16 protein-coding genes and 1 tRNA gene are annotated in these 18,099 nt (G+C 59.5%); 3 read left to right on the forward strand and 14 right to left on the reverse strand.

The features are described 5' to 3' along the window. Positions 1-226: 226 nt before the first annotated feature. The 6 genes from QZ822_RS00935 to QZ822_RS00960 all read right to left on the reverse strand — a co-directional run bounded on the left by QZ822_RS00935 (position 227) and on the right by QZ822_RS00960 (position 7,583). A complete protein-coding gene (locus QZ822_RS00935; protein ID WP_294641904.1) occupies positions 227-1,270 on the reverse strand; it encodes a zinc-dependent alcohol dehydrogenase family protein in 1,044 nt (347 codons plus the stop codon). Positions 1,271-1,583: 313 nt separating this feature from the next. Continuing rightward, positions 1,584-2,561 (reverse strand): class 1b ribonucleoside-diphosphate reductase subunit beta, encoded by a 978-nt coding sequence (gene nrdF, locus QZ822_RS00940; protein WP_254755678.1) that lies wholly within the window; start codon positions 2,559-2,561, stop codon positions 1,584-1,586. 147 nt (positions 2,562-2,708) lie between these two features. Continuing rightward, a complete protein-coding gene (nrdE, locus tag QZ822_RS00945; protein ID WP_060824704.1) occupies positions 2,709-4,889 on the reverse strand; it encodes a class 1b ribonucleoside-diphosphate reductase subunit alpha in 2,181 nt (726 codons plus the stop codon). Beyond that, a complete protein-coding gene (gene nrdI / locus QZ822_RS00950; RefSeq protein ID WP_294641909.1) occupies positions 4,862-5,392 on the reverse strand; it encodes a class Ib ribonucleoside-diphosphate reductase assembly flavoprotein NrdI in 531 nt (176 codons plus the stop codon). Before nrdI ends, nrdE begins: the two co-directional genes overlap by 28 nt. A gap of 73 nt (positions 5,393-5,465) precedes the next feature. Continuing rightward, positions 5,466-5,690: a glutaredoxin-like protein NrdH gene (nrdH, locus tag QZ822_RS00955; RefSeq protein WP_294641911.1), complete on the reverse strand. Its 225-nt coding sequence runs from the start codon at positions 5,688-5,690 to the stop codon at positions 5,466-5,468. 783 nt (positions 5,691-6,473) lie between these two features. After that, complete coding sequence (locus tag QZ822_RS00960; RefSeq protein ID WP_294641913.1) at positions 6,474-7,583, reverse strand: App1 family protein; 1,110 nt, start codon at positions 7,581-7,583, stop codon at positions 6,474-6,476. Between the two features lie 177 nt (positions 7,584-7,760). Between QZ822_RS00960 and QZ822_RS00965 the strand changes: the two genes are divergently transcribed. After that, positions 7,761-8,879, forward strand: coding sequence for a polysaccharide deacetylase family protein (locus QZ822_RS00965; protein WP_294641915.1), 1,119 nt, complete (start codon positions 7,761-7,763; stop codon positions 8,877-8,879). Between the two features lie 121 nt (positions 8,880-9,000). Here the strand turns inward: QZ822_RS00965 and QZ822_RS00970 are convergent, their stop codons facing one another. Both QZ822_RS00970 and QZ822_RS00975 read right to left on the reverse strand, forming a co-directional pair. Further along, entirely contained in the window at positions 9,001-9,987 is a 987-nt protein-coding gene (locus tag QZ822_RS00970; protein WP_294641917.1) for an AraC family transcriptional regulator, read from the reverse strand. Between the two features lie 6 nt (positions 9,988-9,993). Then, positions 9,994-10,782 (reverse strand): SDR family oxidoreductase, encoded by a 789-nt coding sequence (locus QZ822_RS00975; RefSeq protein WP_294641918.1) that lies wholly within the window; start codon positions 10,780-10,782, stop codon positions 9,994-9,996. 374 nt (positions 10,783-11,156) lie between these two features. On the opposite strand from QZ822_RS00975, the gene QZ822_RS00980 reads away from it, so the two are divergent. Both QZ822_RS00980 and QZ822_RS00985 read left to right on the forward strand, forming a co-directional pair. Then, positions 11,157-11,912, forward strand: coding sequence for a DsbA family oxidoreductase (locus QZ822_RS00980; RefSeq protein WP_294641920.1), 756 nt, complete (start codon positions 11,157-11,159; stop codon positions 11,910-11,912). A 271-nt stretch (positions 11,913-12,183) separates the two neighbouring features. Beyond that, positions 12,184-12,768: an excalibur calcium-binding domain-containing protein gene (locus tag QZ822_RS00985; RefSeq protein ID WP_294641921.1), complete on the forward strand. Its 585-nt coding sequence runs from the start codon at positions 12,184-12,186 to the stop codon at positions 12,766-12,768. Positions 12,769-12,877: 109 nt separating this feature from the next. On the opposite strand, the gene QZ822_RS00990 is transcribed toward QZ822_RS00985, so the two are convergent. From QZ822_RS00990 to rsfS, 6 genes are all read right to left on the reverse strand, one after another. Next, the gene (locus tag QZ822_RS00990) at positions 12,878-13,150 is read right to left on the reverse strand and encodes a hypothetical protein (protein ID WP_294641923.1); all 273 of its coding nucleotides are present in this window, start codon (positions 13,148-13,150) and stop codon (positions 12,878-12,880) included. A gap of 45 nt (positions 13,151-13,195) precedes the next feature. Beyond that, the gene (locus tag QZ822_RS00995) at positions 13,196-14,200 is read right to left on the reverse strand and encodes a polysaccharide deacetylase family protein (protein ID WP_294641924.1); all 1,005 of its coding nucleotides are present in this window, start codon (positions 14,198-14,200) and stop codon (positions 13,196-13,198) included. Between the two features lie 334 nt (positions 14,201-14,534). Further along, the gene (locus QZ822_RS01000; RefSeq protein ID WP_294641926.1) at positions 14,535-15,935 is read right to left on the reverse strand and encodes a glutaminase; all 1,401 of its coding nucleotides are present in this window, start codon (positions 15,933-15,935) and stop codon (positions 14,535-14,537) included. Between the two features lie 371 nt (positions 15,936-16,306). Next, positions 16,307-17,278, reverse strand: a complete 972-nt coding sequence (locus QZ822_RS01005) for a cation diffusion facilitator family transporter (protein ID WP_294641928.1) — start codon at positions 17,276-17,278, stop codon at positions 16,307-16,309. 112 nt (positions 17,279-17,390) lie between these two features. After that, positions 17,391-17,463 (reverse strand) — tRNA-Ala (locus QZ822_RS01010). A 184-nt stretch (positions 17,464-17,647) separates the two neighbouring features. After that, positions 17,648-18,085 carry a ribosome silencing factor gene (gene rsfS / locus QZ822_RS01015; RefSeq protein ID WP_005505774.1) on the reverse strand — a complete coding sequence of 146 codons (438 nt, stop codon included), beginning with the start codon at positions 18,083-18,085 and terminating at the stop codon, positions 17,648-17,650. Positions 18,086-18,099 lie beyond the last annotated feature (14 nt).

Raw genomic sequence — 18,099 nt, forward strand, 5'->3', positions numbered from 1 at the left:
CTTCGAGTTGTACGAATCATGCTCTTTTATTCTATGCCTTGGCTCACTCATTTGTCCCTCACCTCGCCGGAACGTGGCAAATAAACCCAATTTTTAATGCACTAATCCCCGCGACCGGCACCCTACGCTCACGTGGAGCGGCAGGGTCGGTGCGAGGATCAGTAGCGCATACACGCCGGGCTTCCGGTACAGGAACCGGCATAGGAACCGGCGATACGAGCGGCTATTACGGCATGGTCAGCAGAACCTTGGTGGCGGTACGCTGGTCCATTGCCTCGTAACCCTTAGCTGCCTCGTCAATGGGCAGAACCATGTCGAAGACGCGGCCGGGCTCAATTTCGCCCTTGTAAATCAGGTCGATGAGGGTCGGCAGGTACTTGCGCACGGGGGCGGGGCCACCCTCAAGGTGAATCTGCTTGCCGAAGAGCTTATCGGTGCCGATGGAGCTGTCGTGCGGAACGCCCACGAAGCCGATGTAGCCGCCGTGGCGTACGCAACCGAGAGCCTGATCGAAGGACTGCTGGGTGCCAACAGCCTCCGCAACGCCGTGTGCGCCCACGCCGTCGGTGAGCTCCAGAACCTTGGCGATACCCTCTTCGCCGCGCTCTTCCACGATGTGGGTTGCGCCGAATGCCTTAGCGAGCGCCTGACGTTCGGGGTTGCGGGACATGATGATAATCTTCTCCGCGCCGAGCTGCTTAGCGCCGATGACTGCGCTCAGGCCGACCGCGCCGTCGCCAACAACGACGATGGTCTTGCCGGGGCCTGCCTGCGCTGCGTCTGCCGCGTACCAGCCGGTGCCGAGCACATCGGATGCCGCCATCAGGTGCGGGATCTGCTCTTCGGTGGGGGTTGCGGGGGTCTTGACGAGGGTGCCGTCTGCGAAGGGTACGCGAGCGTATTCTGCCTGGGTGCCGTTAGAGCGCATGCCAATGAAAGCGTCGCCTGCTGCGATTGCCTTGAGGCAACGGGAGGGGTAGCCTGCGGTGCAGGTTTCGCATTCGCCGCAGGAGATGCAGAAGGAGCCTACGACGAAGTCGCCGGGGGCTACGGTGGTGACCTCGGAGCCGACTTCGACGACTTCGCCGATGTATTCGTGGCCCATCGCCCGGTGGTCGACGGGCTGTGCGCCGCGGTAGGACCACAGGTCGGAGCCGCAGATGCAGGATGCTGCGAGCTTGATGATGGCGTCGGTGGGTTCGAGCAGGGTCGGCTTGTCGACTTCGTTGACGACGACCTTGCCGGGAGCTTCCATAACAACTGAACGCATGATATTCCTTTCAAATCTGCGTTGATGGTTAGTCGTATCAGGGTACGCCCCGCACCCCGATATATCAATAATTTTTTATGCTACGGGGTGAAGGTAAAAAATCCGACAACCGGAACCAGAAAGGAACCAGAAAAACCGCTCCTACTCCCCCGATTCCCGAGCGCTTCCGCGCCAGGTTAAACCGGGGAAGCCTGGGCATCCCGGCACGCTAAGTAGCCCAGTTAAACGGCGGAACCCCCGCGCATCCACAGTGGATACGCGGGGGTTCCGCTCGGTTTATCTCAGCCTCATAACTAAAGGCAAGAAAGGGGGCTCAGAAGTCCCAGTCCTCGTCCTCGGTGTTCACGGCCTTACCAATCACGTAGGAAGAGCCGGAACCGGAGAAGAAGTCGTGGTTCTCATCAGCGTTCGGGGACAGCGCCGACAGAATCGCCGGGGACACGTTAGTCACGGTCGCCGGGAACATCGGCTCGTAGCCCAGGTTCATCAGAGCCTTGTTAGCGTTGTAGTGCAGGAACTTCTTCACGTCCTCGCTCCAACCCACACCGTCATACAGGGAGTGGGTGTACGCCACCTCGTTCTCGTACAGTTCGTACAGCAGGTTGAAGGTGTACTCCTTCAGCTCTGCCTGACGCTCCGCGGATTCCTTCGCCAGGCCGCGCTGGAACTTGTAACCAATGTAGTAGCCGTGCACTGCCTCGTCACGAATAATCAGACGAATCAGGTCAGCGGTGTTGGTCAGCTTCGCGTGCGAAGACCAGTACATGGGCAGGTAGAAGCCCGAGTAGAACAGGAAGGACTCCAGCAGAGTGGAGGCAACCTTCTTCTTCAGCGGGTCGTCACCGGTGTAGTAGGACAGAACGATCTTCGCCTTCTTCTGCAGGTGCTCGTTCTCAGAAGCCCAGCGGAACGCCTCGTCAATCTCCTTGGTGGAGGCGAGGGTCGAGAAAATCGAGGAATACGACTTTGCGTGCACGGACTCCATGAACGCAATGTTGGTGTACACGGCCTCTTCGTGCGCGGTCACAGCGTCCGGCAGCAGGGACACGGCACCGACAGTACCCTGGATGGTGTCCAGCAGGGTCAGACCGGTGAAGACGCGCATGGTCAGCTGCTTCTCTTCCTCGGTCAGGGTCTTCCAGGAGGGCACATCGTTGCTCAGAGGCACCTTCTCCGGCAGCCAGAAGTTACCGGTCAGACGATCCCAAACCTCAAGGTCCTTCTCATCCTCAATACGGTTCCAGTTGATAGCCTCGATCACGTGGTCGACGAGCTTCACCTTTTCGCTCATTAGTAATTCTCCGATTCTTAAGGGGCGGTTACGGTCCCACGCGCGCCCAGCCAGTCGCGCAGGCGGTTTGCGTGTTCACCGTAACCGCCCCTTCCAGTCTTTAGTTATAGTGTGCCAGCTCAAGCTGAATGCGTCACAGCATTCGGGCTAGAGCATGCAGGATACGCAGCCTTCAACCTCGGTACCCTCAAGAGCCATCTGACGCAGACGGATGTAGTAGATGGTCTTGATGCCCTTACGCCATGCGTAAATCTGGGCGCGGTTGATATCGCGGGTGGTTGCGGTATCGCGGAAGAAGAGGGTCAGCGACAGGCCCTGGTCCACGTGCTGGGTTGCCACAGCGTAGGTGTCGATGATCTTCTCGTAACCAATTTCGTAGGAGTCCTGGTAGTACTCCAGGTTGTCGTTGGTCATGTACGGCGCCGGGTAGTAGACGCGGCCGAGCTTGCCTTCCTTGCGGATCTCAATCTTCGAAGCGATCGGGTGAATCGAAGAGGTCGAACCGTTGATGTAGGAGATGGAGCCGGTCGGCGGAACAGCCTGCAGGTTCTGGTTGTACATGCCGTACTGTGCCACGTCAGCAGCCAGCTGAATCCACTCTTCACGGGTGGGGATGTGGTGCTTAGCGAACAGTTCGCGAGTACGCTCGGTCTGCGGTGCCCATTCCTTCTCAATGTACTTGGCGAAGAACTCACCGGATGCGTACTTCGAGTTCTCGAAGCCCTCGAAACGCTGGCCGCGTTCCTTAGCGATCTGCATGGAGGCGCGGATTGCGTGGTAGGCGACGGTGTAGAAGTACATGTTGGTGAAGTCCAGTGCTTCTTCGGAACCGTAGTAGACGTGCTCGCGTGCCAGGTAGCCGTGCAGGTTCATCTGGCCCAGACCCACGGCGTGGCTCATGTTGTTGCCGCGCTCGATGGAGGGTACGGAGCGGATGTCGGACTGGTCGGAGACGGAGGTCAGCGAACGAATCGCGGTTTCCACGGTCTTGCCGAAGTCGTCGCCGTCCATGGTCAGTGCAATGTTCAGCGAACCGAGGTTGCAGGAGATGTCCTTACCGACGGTCTCGTAGCCGAGGTCAGCGTGGTAGGTGGACGGCTCAGAAACCTGCAGGATCTCGGAGCACAGGTTGGACATGATGACCTTACCGGCGATGGGGTTCGCGCGGTTGACGGTGTCTTCGAACATCACGTACGGGTAGCCGGACTCGAACTGGATCTCTGCGATGGTCTGGAAGAACTCGCGTGCGTTGATCTTGGTCTTGGTGATGCGTGCATCGTCGACCATCTCGTAGTACTTCTCGGAGACGTTGATGTCGGAGAAGGGCACGCCGTAGATGCGTTCCACATCGTACGGGGAGAAGAGGTACATGTCCTCGTTCTTCTTCGCCAGCTCGAAGGTGATGTCGGGGATGACAACGCCCAGGGAGAGGGTCTTGATGCGGATCTTCTCGTCAGCGTTCTCACGCTTGGTGTCCAGGAAGGCGTAGATGTCGGGGTGGTGTGCGTGCAGGTACACGGCACCGGCACCCTGACGTGCGCCGAGCTGGTTTGCGTAGGAGAAGGCGTCTTCCAGCAGCTTCATGACGGGGATAACGCCCGAGGACTGGTTCTCAATCTTCTTAATGGGCGCACCGGACTCGCGCAGGTTGGTCAGGGCGAATGCCACGCCGCCGCCGCGCTTGGAGAGCTGCAGTGCAGAGTTGATGGAGCGGCCGATGGACTCCATGTTGTCTTCCATGCGCAGCAGGAAGCAGGAGACGAGCTCGCCGCGCTGCTTCTTACCTGCGTTGAGGAAGGTCGGGGTTGCCGGCTGGAAACGGCCGGAGATGATCTCGTCGACGATGTCTTCGGCAAGCTTCTCGTTGCCTTCTGCCAGCAGCAGCGCGACCATGCAGACGCGGTCTTCAAAACGCTCCAGGTAGCGCTGACCGTCGAAGGTCTTGAGCGCGTAGGAGGTGTAGAACTTGAAGGCGCCCAGGAAGGTCGGGAAGCGGAACTTCACGGCGTAGGCACGCTTGAACAGGTTCTTAATGAACTGGAAGTTGTACTTGTCGAAGAGTTCCGGCTCGTAGTACTGGTTCTCGATCAGGTACTCGATCTTCTCTTCCAGGTCGTGGAAGAAGACGGTGTTGTTGTTGACGTGCTGCAGGAAGTACTGACGTGCAGCCTGACGGTCTGCATCGAACTGAATCTGGCCGTTCTCATCGTAGAGGTTCAGCAGTGCGTTCAGTTCGTGGTAGCTCATACCCTTGAACTTCTCGGGCACGCTCTTGCCGCTGTGGCTCGCACCGAGAGTTTCTAGTGCTGAGGGCAGTTTTGCGTCCAAAATGCTTCCAATCCTTCGTTGACTTTTTCTACATCTGAATCGGTGCCCATGAGCTCAAACTTGAAGAGCACGGGCACATCGCACTTCTTGGCGACAATGTCTGCCGCGATACCGAAGAGCGGACCAAAGTTGGTGTTGCCGGAGCCAATCACACCGATCATGTGGTTGCGATTTTGCTCCACGTTCAGGAATTTAACCACCTGCGGGGGAACGTTACCGGCGCCTTCAGGCTTGCCGTAGGTGGGGACGACGAGCACGAACGGCTCATCAAGAATGAGGGTGTCTTCGCCGGTGCGCAGCGGCAGGCGGAGGCGGCGGGCACGAATCTTCTCCACGAACTTGTGGGTGTTACCTGAGATGGAGGAGAAGTACACGATGAGTGGCGCTGTGTCGTCCAGTTCGACCTCGGTCGCTCGACCCTCGGAGGCGTTGCGTGCATCCATAAGAATCTTGCGGATTTCTGCGTGCTCGTCGACGGGGTTGGGCGTGAGGGCGGTACTCAACGTGTACTCCTTATCTCGTGTGCCGGTGTGGTGCCGTGCCGATTCTCCGTTTGTACGGGTTTCGGCAGGGTTGTTACGCTGCCAGAGCGTTGATCTTGTCGGGCTGGAAGCCGGACCAGTGGTCCTCGCCTGCGATGACGACGGGTGCCTGCATGTAGCCGAGGGACTTGACCATTTCGAGTGCCTGAGCGTCTTCGGTGATATCAACCTTGGTGTAGCTGATACCCTTCGCGTCGAGGGCGCGGTAGGTCATGTTGCACTGGACGCACTGCGGCTTGGTGTACACGGTCACTACCATGGGAATGCCTCTTACTTTCTCCCGCTCAGGCGGGGTTATCTCGTGAATGAATCTGGCGTGTTTCGTCTGTGGTTCACCACGTGGTGTTGACGGTGAGCGCGGTGCCGTCCGCTACCCCTCCTAGTGGGGTGTGGCGGTTTCCTGCGCGGGGGCAGGGCGCTCAAAGTGCCGTAGTGGTGGAACCGAGTATTAATACTACATCTAGTGTCGAGATTTTTCTGCACCACAAGATGATGTGGTGTGAGGGGCGTGTTTCGTTCGATAAACCCACAGCTGAACCCACTTAAGATGGGGTGCCTACAGCTTATCCACACCCTGCCGCGGGGCTAGTTCGTTGGATTTTCGCGGGGTGCGCCGGGTTATCCACAGGTGGGGTTTAAGTTGGTCAGGATTTTTAAGGGTTCATTCGCCCGCCAAGTTGAGGTTCACTTAACCTCATGTATGCTTTCGGGGGCATAAAACCCGGCAGATTCGGGCTTGATTTTAAAGAGATCTCCGCTCTCGCCCGTTCTTGCGCGGAACGGCGCGGTTTTAAAGCAGAACGGACTTTCTTAAAGGCGAGGGTTAACCCCCTTCGAGCGGGTTTAAGCTATGTGATTAAGGCTGTAGAAAAGATTTTTAACTCTTTTTGATGAGCCGGTGTGTCGTGGGTTTAAGTTGGTTAATTCCGCTGAAACAGCAAAACCCACCGCATATACCGGTATTTCGCGGTATTTGCGGTGGGTTTACTGGGTATCGGCACTGGTTTTAGCAACCGGTGAGGCGCAGGAGAAACACAGCCGGCTAGAAATCGATCAGGCCCAGCTCACGCAGCTTCTTACTCAGCGTTACGCCGTCGGTGGCTTCAATCCACAGCGGCGAGCGCATCATCTGTTCGGCGCGGTAGTCGCTCCACACGCGGCCGGAGGCGAGCATGGTCTCCCCCACGGTCAGGTTGCGGATGACGATTGCCGCCACGTTGTCCGGGTAGCGTACCGCGAAGCCGTTGTAGATGTACGGGTCGCGCTGCCCGTCATCGCCGACGAGGATCCACTTCATCTGCGGGAATTCCTCGGCGAGGCGGCGCAGGGACTCGACCTTGTGCTTGGTGCCGGAGCGGAACCAGCGGTCAGGGGTGGGTCCCCAGTCGGTGAGTAGGAACGTGCCGCGCGGGTAGCCGTTGCGGCTGAGGAAGCGGCGTAGGGTCGGGGTGATGTTCCAGGCGCCGGTGGACAGGTACATGAACGGCGCATCCGGGTGGCTACGGCGGATACGGTCGGTCATGACCGCCATGCCGGGGGTGGGGATGCGTGCGTGCTCGTCGAGGATGAAGGAGTTCCAGGCGGCGACGAGGGGGCGCGGCAGCATGGTGACCATGACGGTGTCGTCCACGTCCATGATGACGCCGAGCTTCTGGCTTTCGGGAACGATGTAGACGCTGGTTGCTACGGCGCGGGATCCGGGCACGTACATGACGACTTCGTGGATTCCGGGTTCCAGGTCGATGCTGAGTTTGACGTCGAGCACGCCGCCGCGGTCGGTGTACGCCTCGTACTTGGTGCCGCCGATGACGATGGTGACGGGCGCATCGGACATTGCGGTTGCGGTGAAGGAGCGCCAGCCGCGCATGGGGTTGGCAGTGTCTTGGGTGCCGTCGACGACCTGCAGGAGGCGTTCGAGGGTGACCGTCTTGTAGAGGGCGCGGGCAATGACGCGGACCCAGCCGGGGTTGCCGTCGGAGGCGGCGCGTCCATAGCCTTCGGTGGGCACGAGGATAGGCTCGCGGCCGGCGGCGATGGCGCGCTTTTCTCGCCACCGGTGTAGCCGGTCTGCAACGCGGTAGCCGATGTTGACTGCCTCGTCGGCAGCATCGTTCACAAGGTTGCGCAGTTCGTGAGTGCCCAAATTCTCCATCCCACTAGTGTAGCGGAGCGTTACCGGCTTGCGGCTTCTTGGTTCTGTGTTCTTACGCCTAGTTCTTATACCTATTAATACTGTGGTGCTGAGCGCGGGGTGTGATGTGCACATTATTTAGGGTGTATTCGCTGTTCAGATTCGTTCCTTGCAGGTGGGGGCGTTATCCTGGAAGGTATGACCCACTCACAGCCTAACCGCCGACTTTTTGTGCTCGGCACTGCTATGCTTCCGCTGATTGCTGCTTGCTCGAAGAAGTCGAATGACTACGACGGCACCAGCGGTAATTTCACTCCGTATCAGGCTGGCGGCGAGACCTCTGCTGCCGCTACTCGCCCCGCCGCAACGAATTCGCCGACGGTTGCCGCTGCTGGCAACCCGGTTGATAAGCCGCGCGAATGGCCCGGCATCGGCAACTCCCTCGTTGGTGACGGCAAGTATGTTGCGTGGACTGTTGATGACGGCGCGAGCCCGGAGGCGATTCGCGGCTACGCTGAGTTCTCGAAGCGTACGAATACTCGCCTGACGTTCTTCATTAACGCGTCGTACACCGGTTTCAAGGAGCACGTGTCGCTGTTGCGTCCGCTGGCTCAGAGCGGCCAGATTCAGATTGCGAACCACACCTACAGCCACGCCGACCTGACCACCCTGGACGCTGAGGGCGTGAAGGAAGAGTTGCAGCGTAACGAAGACGAGATTATGAGCATGTTCGGTGTCTCGTCGAAGCCGTACTTCCGCCCGCCGTACGGCCGCTACAACGATGCGGTGCTGAAGGCTGCTGGCGAGATTGGTTTTACCCGCCCGGTCATGTGGAACGGCACCACCGGTGACGAGGCGAAGACCAGCTCCCGCGTGATTTACATGCGCTGCATCCGATACATGCTGCCGCAGCAGATTGTGCTGGGCCACCTGAACTACGAGACGATCATCCCGATCCTGGATAAGGTGAAGGGTCTGATTGATGACCGCGGCCTGACTGCGGTGACGGTTCGTGACTACTACGGTGACGCATCCGAGGAAGAGATTAAGGCGGCGGCACCTTCGCCGACCCCCACCCCGGAGGAGCACACCCCCTCCCCCGAGGCGACCACGGAGGCAGCCCCTACCCCGGAGCCGACCACTGAGGCTCCGACTCAGGCACCGACCACCCGCTATGAGGATGAGGTTGCGGCTAGCCAGCAGGCGACGACCGCACCTGCGGCTACGACTGCTCCGCCGGCTCGTGCGACGGCGGCTCCGGCGGCGACGACCGCGCCGGCTGCTACGACGAGCGCTTCGGCAACTGCCCGCCGCTAGCCGCTTCGGCTACATCTTTAGATACAGTAAAGGCCCCCTCGTACCGGAAGAACCGGTTCGAGGGGGCCTTGCATTCTCACAATGCGTTCATTCGTATGGTGTCCGCACCTTGCCGCGTGGGTTACGCGTGACGGTGTTCAGTACGGTATGCGGAGGGCGTGGTACCTGTCCAGAGAGTGAAGGCGCGCACGAAGCTATTAGCTTCAAGGTAGCCGAGCATGAACGCGATAGAGTCCATGCTCATATCCGTGGTGGATAGGTACTGCTTGGCAAGGAGCAGACGCACATGGTTGAGCTGCTTACGGAAGGTGGTGCCTTCCTCAGAGAGCTGCCGCTGCAGGGTTCGGGCGCTGGTGACGAGCTTACGGGCTACGTCTTCGATGGTGCTCTCCCCTACCGGGAGAAGTTCCACCAGGGCGGCACGCACTCGTGCTGAGGTGCTGTCCTCCACGTCCAGTTGCGAGAGCCTGCGTGAGAGCTCCGGCTCAAAGTAGGACCACATGCTCTCATTGTGGGAGATGAAGGGAATCTGCAGGTCCGAGAGTTTGAAGGTGATGGCGTTGACTCCGGTCACTTCTACCGGCACACCGAGCAGTTTCTCGAGGGAGGAGCTGACCGGGTAGACGCTTTCCGCTCGAAGGGGCTGTATCTGCTCTTTGGTTGCTGAGCGGATAATGTGCAGGATAAAAGCGAGTTCGCCTTCAGCCAGGAATGCGGGGATTTGGATTCCGGGTTCATCTGCCTCAATGGAGAGGGTGCTTTCCTGCCCCAGGGTTTCGAGGCGGTAGCGAACTGGCCCGATGAGGGGCTTGTGCTGAGCTAACCGTTCGATGCACCGCTGACCGTTTTGAGCGCAGTACGCCGCGAATATGGGCGGGCTGAAACGCTCAACACCGTCAGAGGTCGCCAGGCGGATAGCGAAGTCCTCGGAGGAAGCCAACTGCCCTACCGCATCCATGAGAGCTAGATAGTCGGAGCCGGACAGGGCGGGTGTTGCACGGCTGAAGAGGTCTTCTGCCAGGCCCGCTTTGCGGAGCACTTCACCGGGATCAATGCCGAAGGCGGTGAAGAGCTGTGAGAACTGGGCATCCAGTATGTAGGTTTTCATGAGGGGTTACTTTGCGCTACCTGCAATCTGCTGGTCGTAGACGAAGTTCAGCATTGCCTTGCGCGGCATCATCGGGGAGAGGGAAATGAGGGGCTTCTGCCATGCGACCAGACCGGAGACAACGTTGATTTTGCCCGCGAGCATGCCGTCGTAACCTTCCTTCGCAACCTGTGCCGGGGAGACGGCGTTAGCGAAGAGCTTGGTGTCATCCAGGCCGCCTGCCGCCGCGAAGCCGGTTGCCATAGCGCCGGGCATCAGGCAGGAGACGGTCACACCGGTGCCCTGAACCTCACGCCACAGAGCGTTGGACCAGCTGGTGATGTACGCCTTGGTAGCGTAGTAGACTGCCTGCAGCGGGCCGGGGATGGTAGCTGCGGTGGAGGAGACGTTGAGGACCTTACCGGAGCCGCGCTTGATCATTTCGGGCAGGAAGAGCTTGAGCAGGCGGGTGGGGGATTCGATGTTCACGGCGATCATGGACATGTCATCTTCCATGGAACGCTCACGAGCGAAGTCACCCTGACCGCCGAAGCCTGCGTTGTTGATGAAGTAGTCGGGCAGGATGCCGAGCTGCTGGCACGCGTCGAAGATCTGCTGGGCGGCTGCTTCGGTGGAGAGGTCAGCGGCGATGGTGTATGCCTTCACGCCGTAGTCCTTTTCGACCTGTGCTGCCTGTGCGTCGAGCTTGCTCTGGCTGCGGCCAACCAGGATGACGTCGCCGCCGGTTGCTGCGTGGATGTTGACGAATTCGGTGCCGAGGCCGCCGTAGGAACCGGTGATGAGTGCGGTTGCCATGAGATGTTCTCCTTGAAATTTAGAAACTTGTTTGTGGATTCCGCCGAGCTTTTCGGTGGTTTCCGTTGCCTTACGGTTACAACTATACGGAGCAAAAGACGCCAGCAATACAGCAATTCGCGCCAGGAATCTGCAAAACGCGCCAACTCTGCTGGCGTTTTTGGCGTTGTCTCCGCCGGCGCTTCGTAACCATGCATCTTTTCTGGGAACGGCACGCGGGAGAGCGCACGGCGGGGCTTGAAGACTCGCGGCGGGAATAAACGCTGGGGGAATACTGGGGAATAAACGCCGGGGAATAATCACGACAGCAGGGGCGTTAGGTGAGCGTACAGTTGCGGTAGCTGCCGCATCCGAGTGTGAAAGGAATAGATACCATGCGTATTGATATTTGGTCCGATATTGTGTGCCCCTTCTGCTACGTGGGCAAGCGTAACCTGGAGCAGGCGCTCGCCGAATTTGAGCACCGTGACGAGGTTGAGGTGGTGTGGCATAGTTTTGAGCTGGACCCGTCGGCTACGGAGCATCCGGCAGGTTCGCTGCCTGAGCTGATTGCTAAGAAGTACTCCATGCCGTTGGAGCAGGCGATTGCGAGCCAGGAGTCGCTGGCGGAGCGTGCCCGCGAGGTGGGTTTGGAGTTCAATTGGCGGCAAGCACGCTACGGTAACACGTTTGATGCGCACCGCGTGATTCAGTATGCGGCGGAGCAGGGTTTGGCGTCGGCGGCGCAGGAGGCGTTTAAGATGGCGTACTTTACGCAGGGCCGTTCGGTGCAGGATCACGAGTCGATTCTGGATATCGCCTCTGAGATTGGTTTGGATACCGCCGAGGTTGAGGCGGTGCTGAAGAGCGACCGTTACGCGGTGCAGGTGCGTGCTGATGAGCAGTTGGCGCATCAGCTGGGTATTACCGGTGTGCCGTTCTTCTTGTTTGAGTCGAAGTGGGCGGTGAATGGTGCGCAGCCTGCGGAGGCGCTGGTGCAGGCGCTGCGTCATGTGTGGGAGCAGACCCGTCAGGTTGAGTTGTTGAACCCGCTGGCGGGCGCCTCGGGTGACGCGGCGGGTGACGGCGTTGCGGAGGCGGGCTCGGCTGCTGCTGGCGCGTCCTGCGATGTGAACGGCAACTGCTCCTAGCCTGTTTTCCCGCCGCCTCTTTCTGAGGCGCTACTCCCCTAGCGCCTCCGGCTGGTGCCCCCTAGATATAGCGAATATATAGCGAAGCCCCCTTGTGCCGGTTCCTGTGTGAACCGGTACAAGGGGCTTTGCCGTGCCAGGTTGGCGTTTCTTCCCTTGTCAGAATGTTTGAAAGGCTCAATATGACCTGCGGGTGAGATAGTTTTCCTTTACACTTGAGTTTGTGTTCTACGGTGAACACCCTTGTCCACTCACTTTATAAAGGAATATTGTGTTGAAAATTCACGCCGCGACCGCTGGTGTTCTTGCGGGTGCTCTGCTGCTGACCGGCTGCTCTTCGTCTATTCGTGCTCCGAAGGTTACGCCCTCTGCTTCGTCATCGTCGACGTCTGCTTCTGCGTCCCCTTCCGTTTCGGCTACCCCTAGTTCTTCTCCGACGCCGAGTGCGTCTGCGACTCCTTCAGAGTCTCCTTCTCCGACGGTAACCCCGTCTCCGGTTCCGACGACTGAGACTCCCGCGCAGGCACCGGCGGCTGAGGCTCCCGCTCAGGCACCGGCGGCTCCGGTTTCGGAGGCTCCCGCGCAACAGGCTGAACCTGTTCAGCAGGCGCCGGTAGCTACGGAGGCGCCCGCCCAGCAGGTGCCCGCGCAGGCTCCGGCGGCTGAGGCTCCTGCTCAGCAGGCACCGGCTCAGCCTGTTCAGCAGGCTCCGGCGCAGTCGAGTGTTTACTACGAAACATGCGCTGATGCTCGTGCGGCTGGCGCGGCGCCCTTGCATCGTGGTGAGCCGGGTTACCGCCCTGGTCTAGATAGAGACGGTGACGGCGTGGCGTGCGAGCCGAAGAAGAAGCACTAGGCTTCTGCCCGTTCTTATAGCGAAAGCCCCCTTGTACTATTTCTAGTACGAGGGGGCTTCGTCGTATCAGCCTAGAATCCGTGCGGGGTAAGAACCTGCGGAAGCAGGGCTAGCGCGGCTGGTAGGCGCGGGCACGCTCAGCCCGAGCACGGCGCGCCTCCGCATCCTGCAGGACCGGCACCAGCATACGCACCACCTGGCCCATGCCGCGCAGCACCAGATTCAGCCACAAACCCACAGACCACACCGCCGCCACACGCGGATGCCCCGAGCGCACCCACCGCACACCCAAAAAAGACAGCGAATAATACAGCAGAAGCAGCAGCGACTCACGGAAACGGTGCACCTGCCGAAGAATAGGGTTCTGAGGAAGCTTCATCATGCCTCCCAGTATACCCACCGGAACCCCCGCCAGGACTCCCCCGCACTACCCGTAATAGTCACGAATCGTCACCGTCGTCAAACCGCGCCGATCCAACAACGCCCGAATACGGTCCAGCTCAGACACCACACCCCGATAATTCAAATGCCCAATCACAATATGCTGAGCCAAAGCGTACTTCTCCGCATAGGCATACACCTCAGCCGAAGAAATATTAGACGAATCCGCCAACGACCCGTACCACAACACCAGGCGCGTAAAACCACAGGACGCCGCAGCCGCCAACACACGCTCATCATAATACCCGTACGGCGGGCGGAAATACGGCTTCGAAGACACCCCAAAAAGCCGCATAATCTCCTCATCATTACGGGTCAGCTCATGCACAATCTGCTCATCCGTCAGGCTCGTCAACGCCGCATGACTATACGTATGGTTCGCAATCTGCAGCTGACCGCTCTTCACCAGCGGCAACAACAGGTCACGATGCTGCTTAAACGCCGGGTACTGACCATTAATAAAGAACGTGAGGCGCGTGCCGGTACGGTGAGCAAACTCCGCGTAGGCGCGCACCACCTCCGGGTCGGCGCCGTCATCAACCGTCCACGCAATATACTTTCCCTCACCCGGCAGGCCGGTCTGCGGGCCGGTCCAGGCGCGCGCTGCGGGAACCGGGTTCGACGAGGTCGCAGTCGCAGATGCGGTCTTAGACACCGCGGCGGTCGGGGATGCAGTACCCGTTGCGGAGCCAGTCGCAGATGCGGAGGGGGTAGCCGCCGAGCTTGCCGAAGGGGTCGAAGAGGGGCTCGCCGAGGCGCTACCGGACGGGCTGCTCGATGGGGTGTTCGACGGGGTACAACCGGTGAGGCCAAGACCCAGCACGCCGAAGCCCACCGCGCCCAGACCAAAGATACCAACATGCCGCAAAAGTTCCCGTCGCCCCATGGAGGCGCGGGCAGAGTCGCCCAATACCGCCTGGCCAGTAGCGGGGTTGGCGATAGCGGATTGACGAGGAGCAATAGGTGTTTCTGAGTGTGGAACAGTGTTCATATTATGAGTGTATGATGAGACCACTGTTAGATATCGAAAAATTCAAAATATTACGTAATGATTAATAACGCCGCAATAAAAGAACCTTTACACGCATTCGTTCCACTCGCTCACCGAAGCTCGCCGAAGACCACGCTCAGCGCACTAAGCTACCCCCGCCAGGCAATCCAGGTACAGCTCCAGCTACAGCGCAAGGTGCAACTCTAGGTAAGTACAGCGAGGCCCCTCCCCCAGAACACGTTCACAACGCGCCCGGGAAAGGGGCCTCAATATATAAAGTTCACGCAATCGTACTGCCAAGTACGCAGATACGATCAAGTACGCGGAGTGAAACCTACTCGGACTCCGAAGTTTCCGACTGCTCCGCCTTAGCGGATTCCAACGCATTCAGCGCCTCCAGAGCTGCAGCCTCCGCAGCCTCTTCGGCGTCTGCCTCAGCCACACGCTCAGCATCCGACTCAGCAGAAGTCACCGCCGCCGGGTTCGTCAAAACCTTCACACCCATGCTGCGCAGCGCATCCGTATTCGTGATCGTCTCGTCATTATCAATCAGGTACACCTTGTACCCGTCATTCCGCAGACGACGCATCAGCTCCAGGAGCATACTCTGAGCGACCTCATCCACCGCGTACACGCGAGTCACGTCCAGGGCAACCTTGGAACCCTCCATCGGGGATTCCACAATCTCACGAATCACGCGCTCCACACCCGCAAAACGGATACGGCCCTGCAACTGAATCAGGCGCATAGACTCATCGCCCGAACCGATCTGGTAGTTCGCGCGCAACGCCGAACGAGCCACCGTCGGCACGTTCATCACGTGCATGCCCATGTCATCAGAGAACTGCTCGAACAGCTCCACACCGCGCACACTGTTACCGTGACCGTCCAGGCGCGGCGAGAACGTCGCCACACCCAGCTGACCGGGCACCGCACCAATAATGCCGCCGCCCACGCCGCTCTTCGCCGGAACACCCACCTGGGTCGCCCAGTCGCCCGCCGCGTTATACATACCGCACGTGAACATGACGCTCAGCACCTGACGCACCACCGTCTTAGGAACCACCTGCTCACCCGTCACCGGATGCACACCATAGTTCGCCAAAGTCGCCGCCATCAACGCCAAATCCTTGACCGTCACCATCAGCGAGCACTGGCGGGTATAACCCTGCACCGCCACGGTCGGGTCACCGGTCAGGATGCCGTGGCCGCGCAGCATGTGCGCAATCGCGTAGTTGCGGTGCGCGTGCTCCAGCTCAGACTCGTACACGCGCTCGTTCACCGACAGGCGGCGGCCCGCAAACGCAGACAGACCAGAAATGACGCGCTCCATGCGCTCACCCTGAGTCGCACCGGGAGGACCCACCAGCGAATGGGTGGTAATCGCACCCGCATTAATCATCGGGTTCAGCGGCTTACCGGAGCCGTCCTCCAGGGACAGCTCGTTGAACGGCTCACCGGAAGGCTCCACACCCACCTTCGCAAGCACATCATCATAGCCGCGGTCCGCGAGCGCCAGGGCGTACACGAACGGCTTAGAAATCGACTGGATCGTGAACTCCACATCGGAGTCACCGGCGGCGTACTGCTCACCATCAACCATGGCGATAGACGCGGCAAGCTTGTCCGGGTCCACGGCGGCAAGTTCCGGAATGTAGTTTGCCAACTCACCGGAGGTATCAGAAGCGACCGACTCGAGGGTCTCGGTCAGGTAAGTGGCAATAGGTGAATGCATAGTGTTCCGTATCTGCTGCTAATCGTGGTTGTTCTCGTCAAAAATTCCAGGATGCGCCCGCCCGCTGCTCCGTTTCAGCTATTCCGTTTCAGCTGGGCTGAGGCGCTCATCGTTACAGGCTACCGCGGCTACCAAACTAAAGAGCCAGCCAGCGGACCTGTCAAAGTGTGTGGGTGAGGAGCACCTTTTGCTCCCTAAAGAGTGTATCTTTTGCGTGTTGAAGCCACCAAATATAACGGTCACTTCTCCCCCGCTATTTCAGGCTCTGGTACCTGTTCTGGCATGCCGTTTTCTGCCGTAATTTACCGCGGCGGGCAGAACCGCCGACGAAGCCCGGGCAAAACCTACGAGCAAAACTTACGCAAGCCAGCCTACGGGTGGCGAATCGAAGCCGGCTCACGGCCACCCAACTCGGCAGTCTCCAGCTGGAAGGTTGAATGCTCCACCGACACCTCAAAATGGGTCGCCACGCAGGAGCGGATACGGTCCAAAATCGTCACCGCAGACCCGTCATGGAAGCAAGAATCGGCAACCACCACGTGCGCGGTCACCACCGGCAGACCGGTCGCCACCATCGAGGCGTGCACATCGTGCACCTCTACAACGCCCTCAACGCGCAACATGTGCTCACGCATCGCATCCAAATCCAGACCGTCAGGAGTGAACTCCATGAGCACCGCAGTCGTCTGCCTCATCAGGCGCATCGCACGCGGCACAATCAGTGCCGCAATGAACAGACCCGCCAGGGCGTCCGCCTGGTAGAAGCCGGTCAGCCAAATCACGATAGCCGCTGCAATCACACCCAGCGAACCCAGGGCGTCATTGAGCACCTCCAGGAACGCAGCACGCATATTGAAGTTCGCGTTCCTCGCCGTAGCCAGCACCGCAATACCAATAGCGTTCGCCACCAGACCAACCACACCAAAGATCAGCAGCTCGGTGCCGGGCACCTCCGGCGGGGCGAACAGACGATGCACACCCTCCACCGCCGTATAGATACCCACCGCCAGCAGCAGCACCGACTGACCCAGCGCCGCCAGCACCTCAATACGGCGAAAACCCCACGTGCGGCGGGACGTTGCCGGGCGCGTCATGAGCGAAGCCGCCGTCAACGCCACCAGTAGACCCGAGGCATCCGTAACAGCATGCGCCGTATCAGTCAGCAGCGCGAGACTTCCGGTGACCAACGAACCGATCGCCTGCGCCAGCACAATAACGACCGCCAAACTGAACGCAATCAGCAGGCGCGGACGCATCGAGGCGGCGTCCTCCGGGCTCGGGGCATGCGAATGGTCGTGCCCATGGTGATGCCCGTGGTGGCCGTGATGTGCGTGCGATCCCATGCGCTTCTCCTCAACTATGAACTGCGTTGTTGACTATCGAGAGTTATCAGTGAATAGCAAAATCGCCCGATTCACAAGAACCGGGCGATAAGCTCCTCAACCGAGGAAAACGTGGAGATAAGGGGACTTGAACCCCTGACCCCCTGCATGCCATGCAGGTGCGCTACCAGCTGCGCCATATCCCCATATTCTGTTAGTGACCTCAACGAGGCAACATGAATATATTACACACACCACGGACAGCGATGCAAACCAGCGCCCCCAAAACTCCAAAAAAGTTCCCGGCGGCTAAGCAAGAAGGGCGGCCCCCGCGGCACCATACAACGCCAGCAGAGCCCACCCCTCATCAGCTAAAAATCAAGCAGAAGCTTACGCCTCATCCTGAGCGGGAATGATGCGTGCAGCATCTTCCTCAGTCTCACCCTCAATGTCGAAGGGAGCCTCGTTCTCAACGCCCAGCTCAATACGCGGAGCCTCAGCCCACAGACGATCCAGAGCGTAGAACTCGCGGTCCTCCTCATGCTGAACGTGCACGACAATATCGCCGAAGTCCAGCAGAATCCAACGACCCGAGGAACGACCCTCACGGCGGACCGGCTTCAGATCAGCCTGCTCACGCAGAGCGTCCTCAACCTCATCCGCAACAGCGTTCACGAGGCGCTCATTGTGGGCAGAAACCACCAGGAAGCCATCAATCAGACCCATCGCGTCGGATGCATCCACAGCGAACAGGTTCGTTCCCTGCTTCTCCTCCGCAGCGCGGGCGGCAATGCGCAGAGCCTCAATCGAGGACTGTGCAGCAGTCATATTTTCCTTCCTTG

It is taken from the genome of uncultured Rothia sp., assembly GCF_916715725.1.
Lineage (GTDB): Bacteria > Actinomycetota > Actinomycetes > Actinomycetales > Micrococcaceae > Rothia.

Excerpts from the sequence above, each read along its gene's own strand:
- QZ822_RS00935 (WP_294641904.1), bottom strand. The coding sequence starts at position 1,270 with ATGCGTTCAGTTGTTATGGAAGCTCCCGGCAAGGTCGTCGTCAACGAA.
- nrdF (WP_254755678.1), bottom strand. The coding sequence starts at position 2,561 with ATGAGCGAAAAGGTGAAGCTCGTCGACCACGTGATCGAGGCTATCAAC.
- nrdH (WP_294641911.1), bottom strand. The coding sequence starts at position 5,690 with ATGGTAGTGACCGTGTACACCAAGCCGCAGTGCGTCCAGTGCAACATG.
- QZ822_RS00960 (WP_294641913.1), bottom strand. The coding sequence starts at position 7,583 with ATGGAGAATTTGGGCACTCACGAACTGCGCAACCTTGTGAACGATGCT.
- QZ822_RS00965 (WP_294641915.1), top strand. The coding sequence starts at position 7,761 with ATGACCCACTCACAGCCTAACCGCCGACTTTTTGTGCTCGGCACTGCT.
- QZ822_RS00970 (WP_294641917.1), bottom strand. The coding sequence starts at position 9,987 with ATGAAAACCTACATACTGGATGCCCAGTTCTCACAGCTCTTCACCGCC.
- QZ822_RS00975 (WP_294641918.1), bottom strand. The coding sequence starts at position 10,782 with ATGGCAACCGCACTCATCACCGGTTCCTACGGCGGCCTCGGCACCGAA.
- QZ822_RS00980 (WP_294641920.1), top strand. The coding sequence starts at position 11,157 with ATGCGTATTGATATTTGGTCCGATATTGTGTGCCCCTTCTGCTACGTG.
- QZ822_RS00990 (WP_294641923.1), bottom strand. The coding sequence starts at position 13,150 with ATGATGAAGCTTCCTCAGAACCCTATTCTTCGGCAGGTGCACCGTTTC.
- QZ822_RS00995 (WP_294641924.1), bottom strand. The coding sequence starts at position 14,200 with ATGAACACTGTTCCACACTCAGAAACACCTATTGCTCCTCGTCAATCC.
- QZ822_RS01000 (WP_294641926.1), bottom strand. The coding sequence starts at position 15,935 with ATGCATTCACCTATTGCCACTTACCTGACCGAGACCCTCGAGTCGGTC.
- QZ822_RS01005 (WP_294641928.1), bottom strand. The coding sequence starts at position 17,278 with ATGGGATCGCACGCACATCACGGCCACCACGGGCATCACCATGGGCAC.
- rsfS (WP_005505774.1), bottom strand. The coding sequence starts at position 18,085 with ATGACTGCTGCACAGTCCTCGATTGAGGCTCTGCGCATTGCCGCCCGC.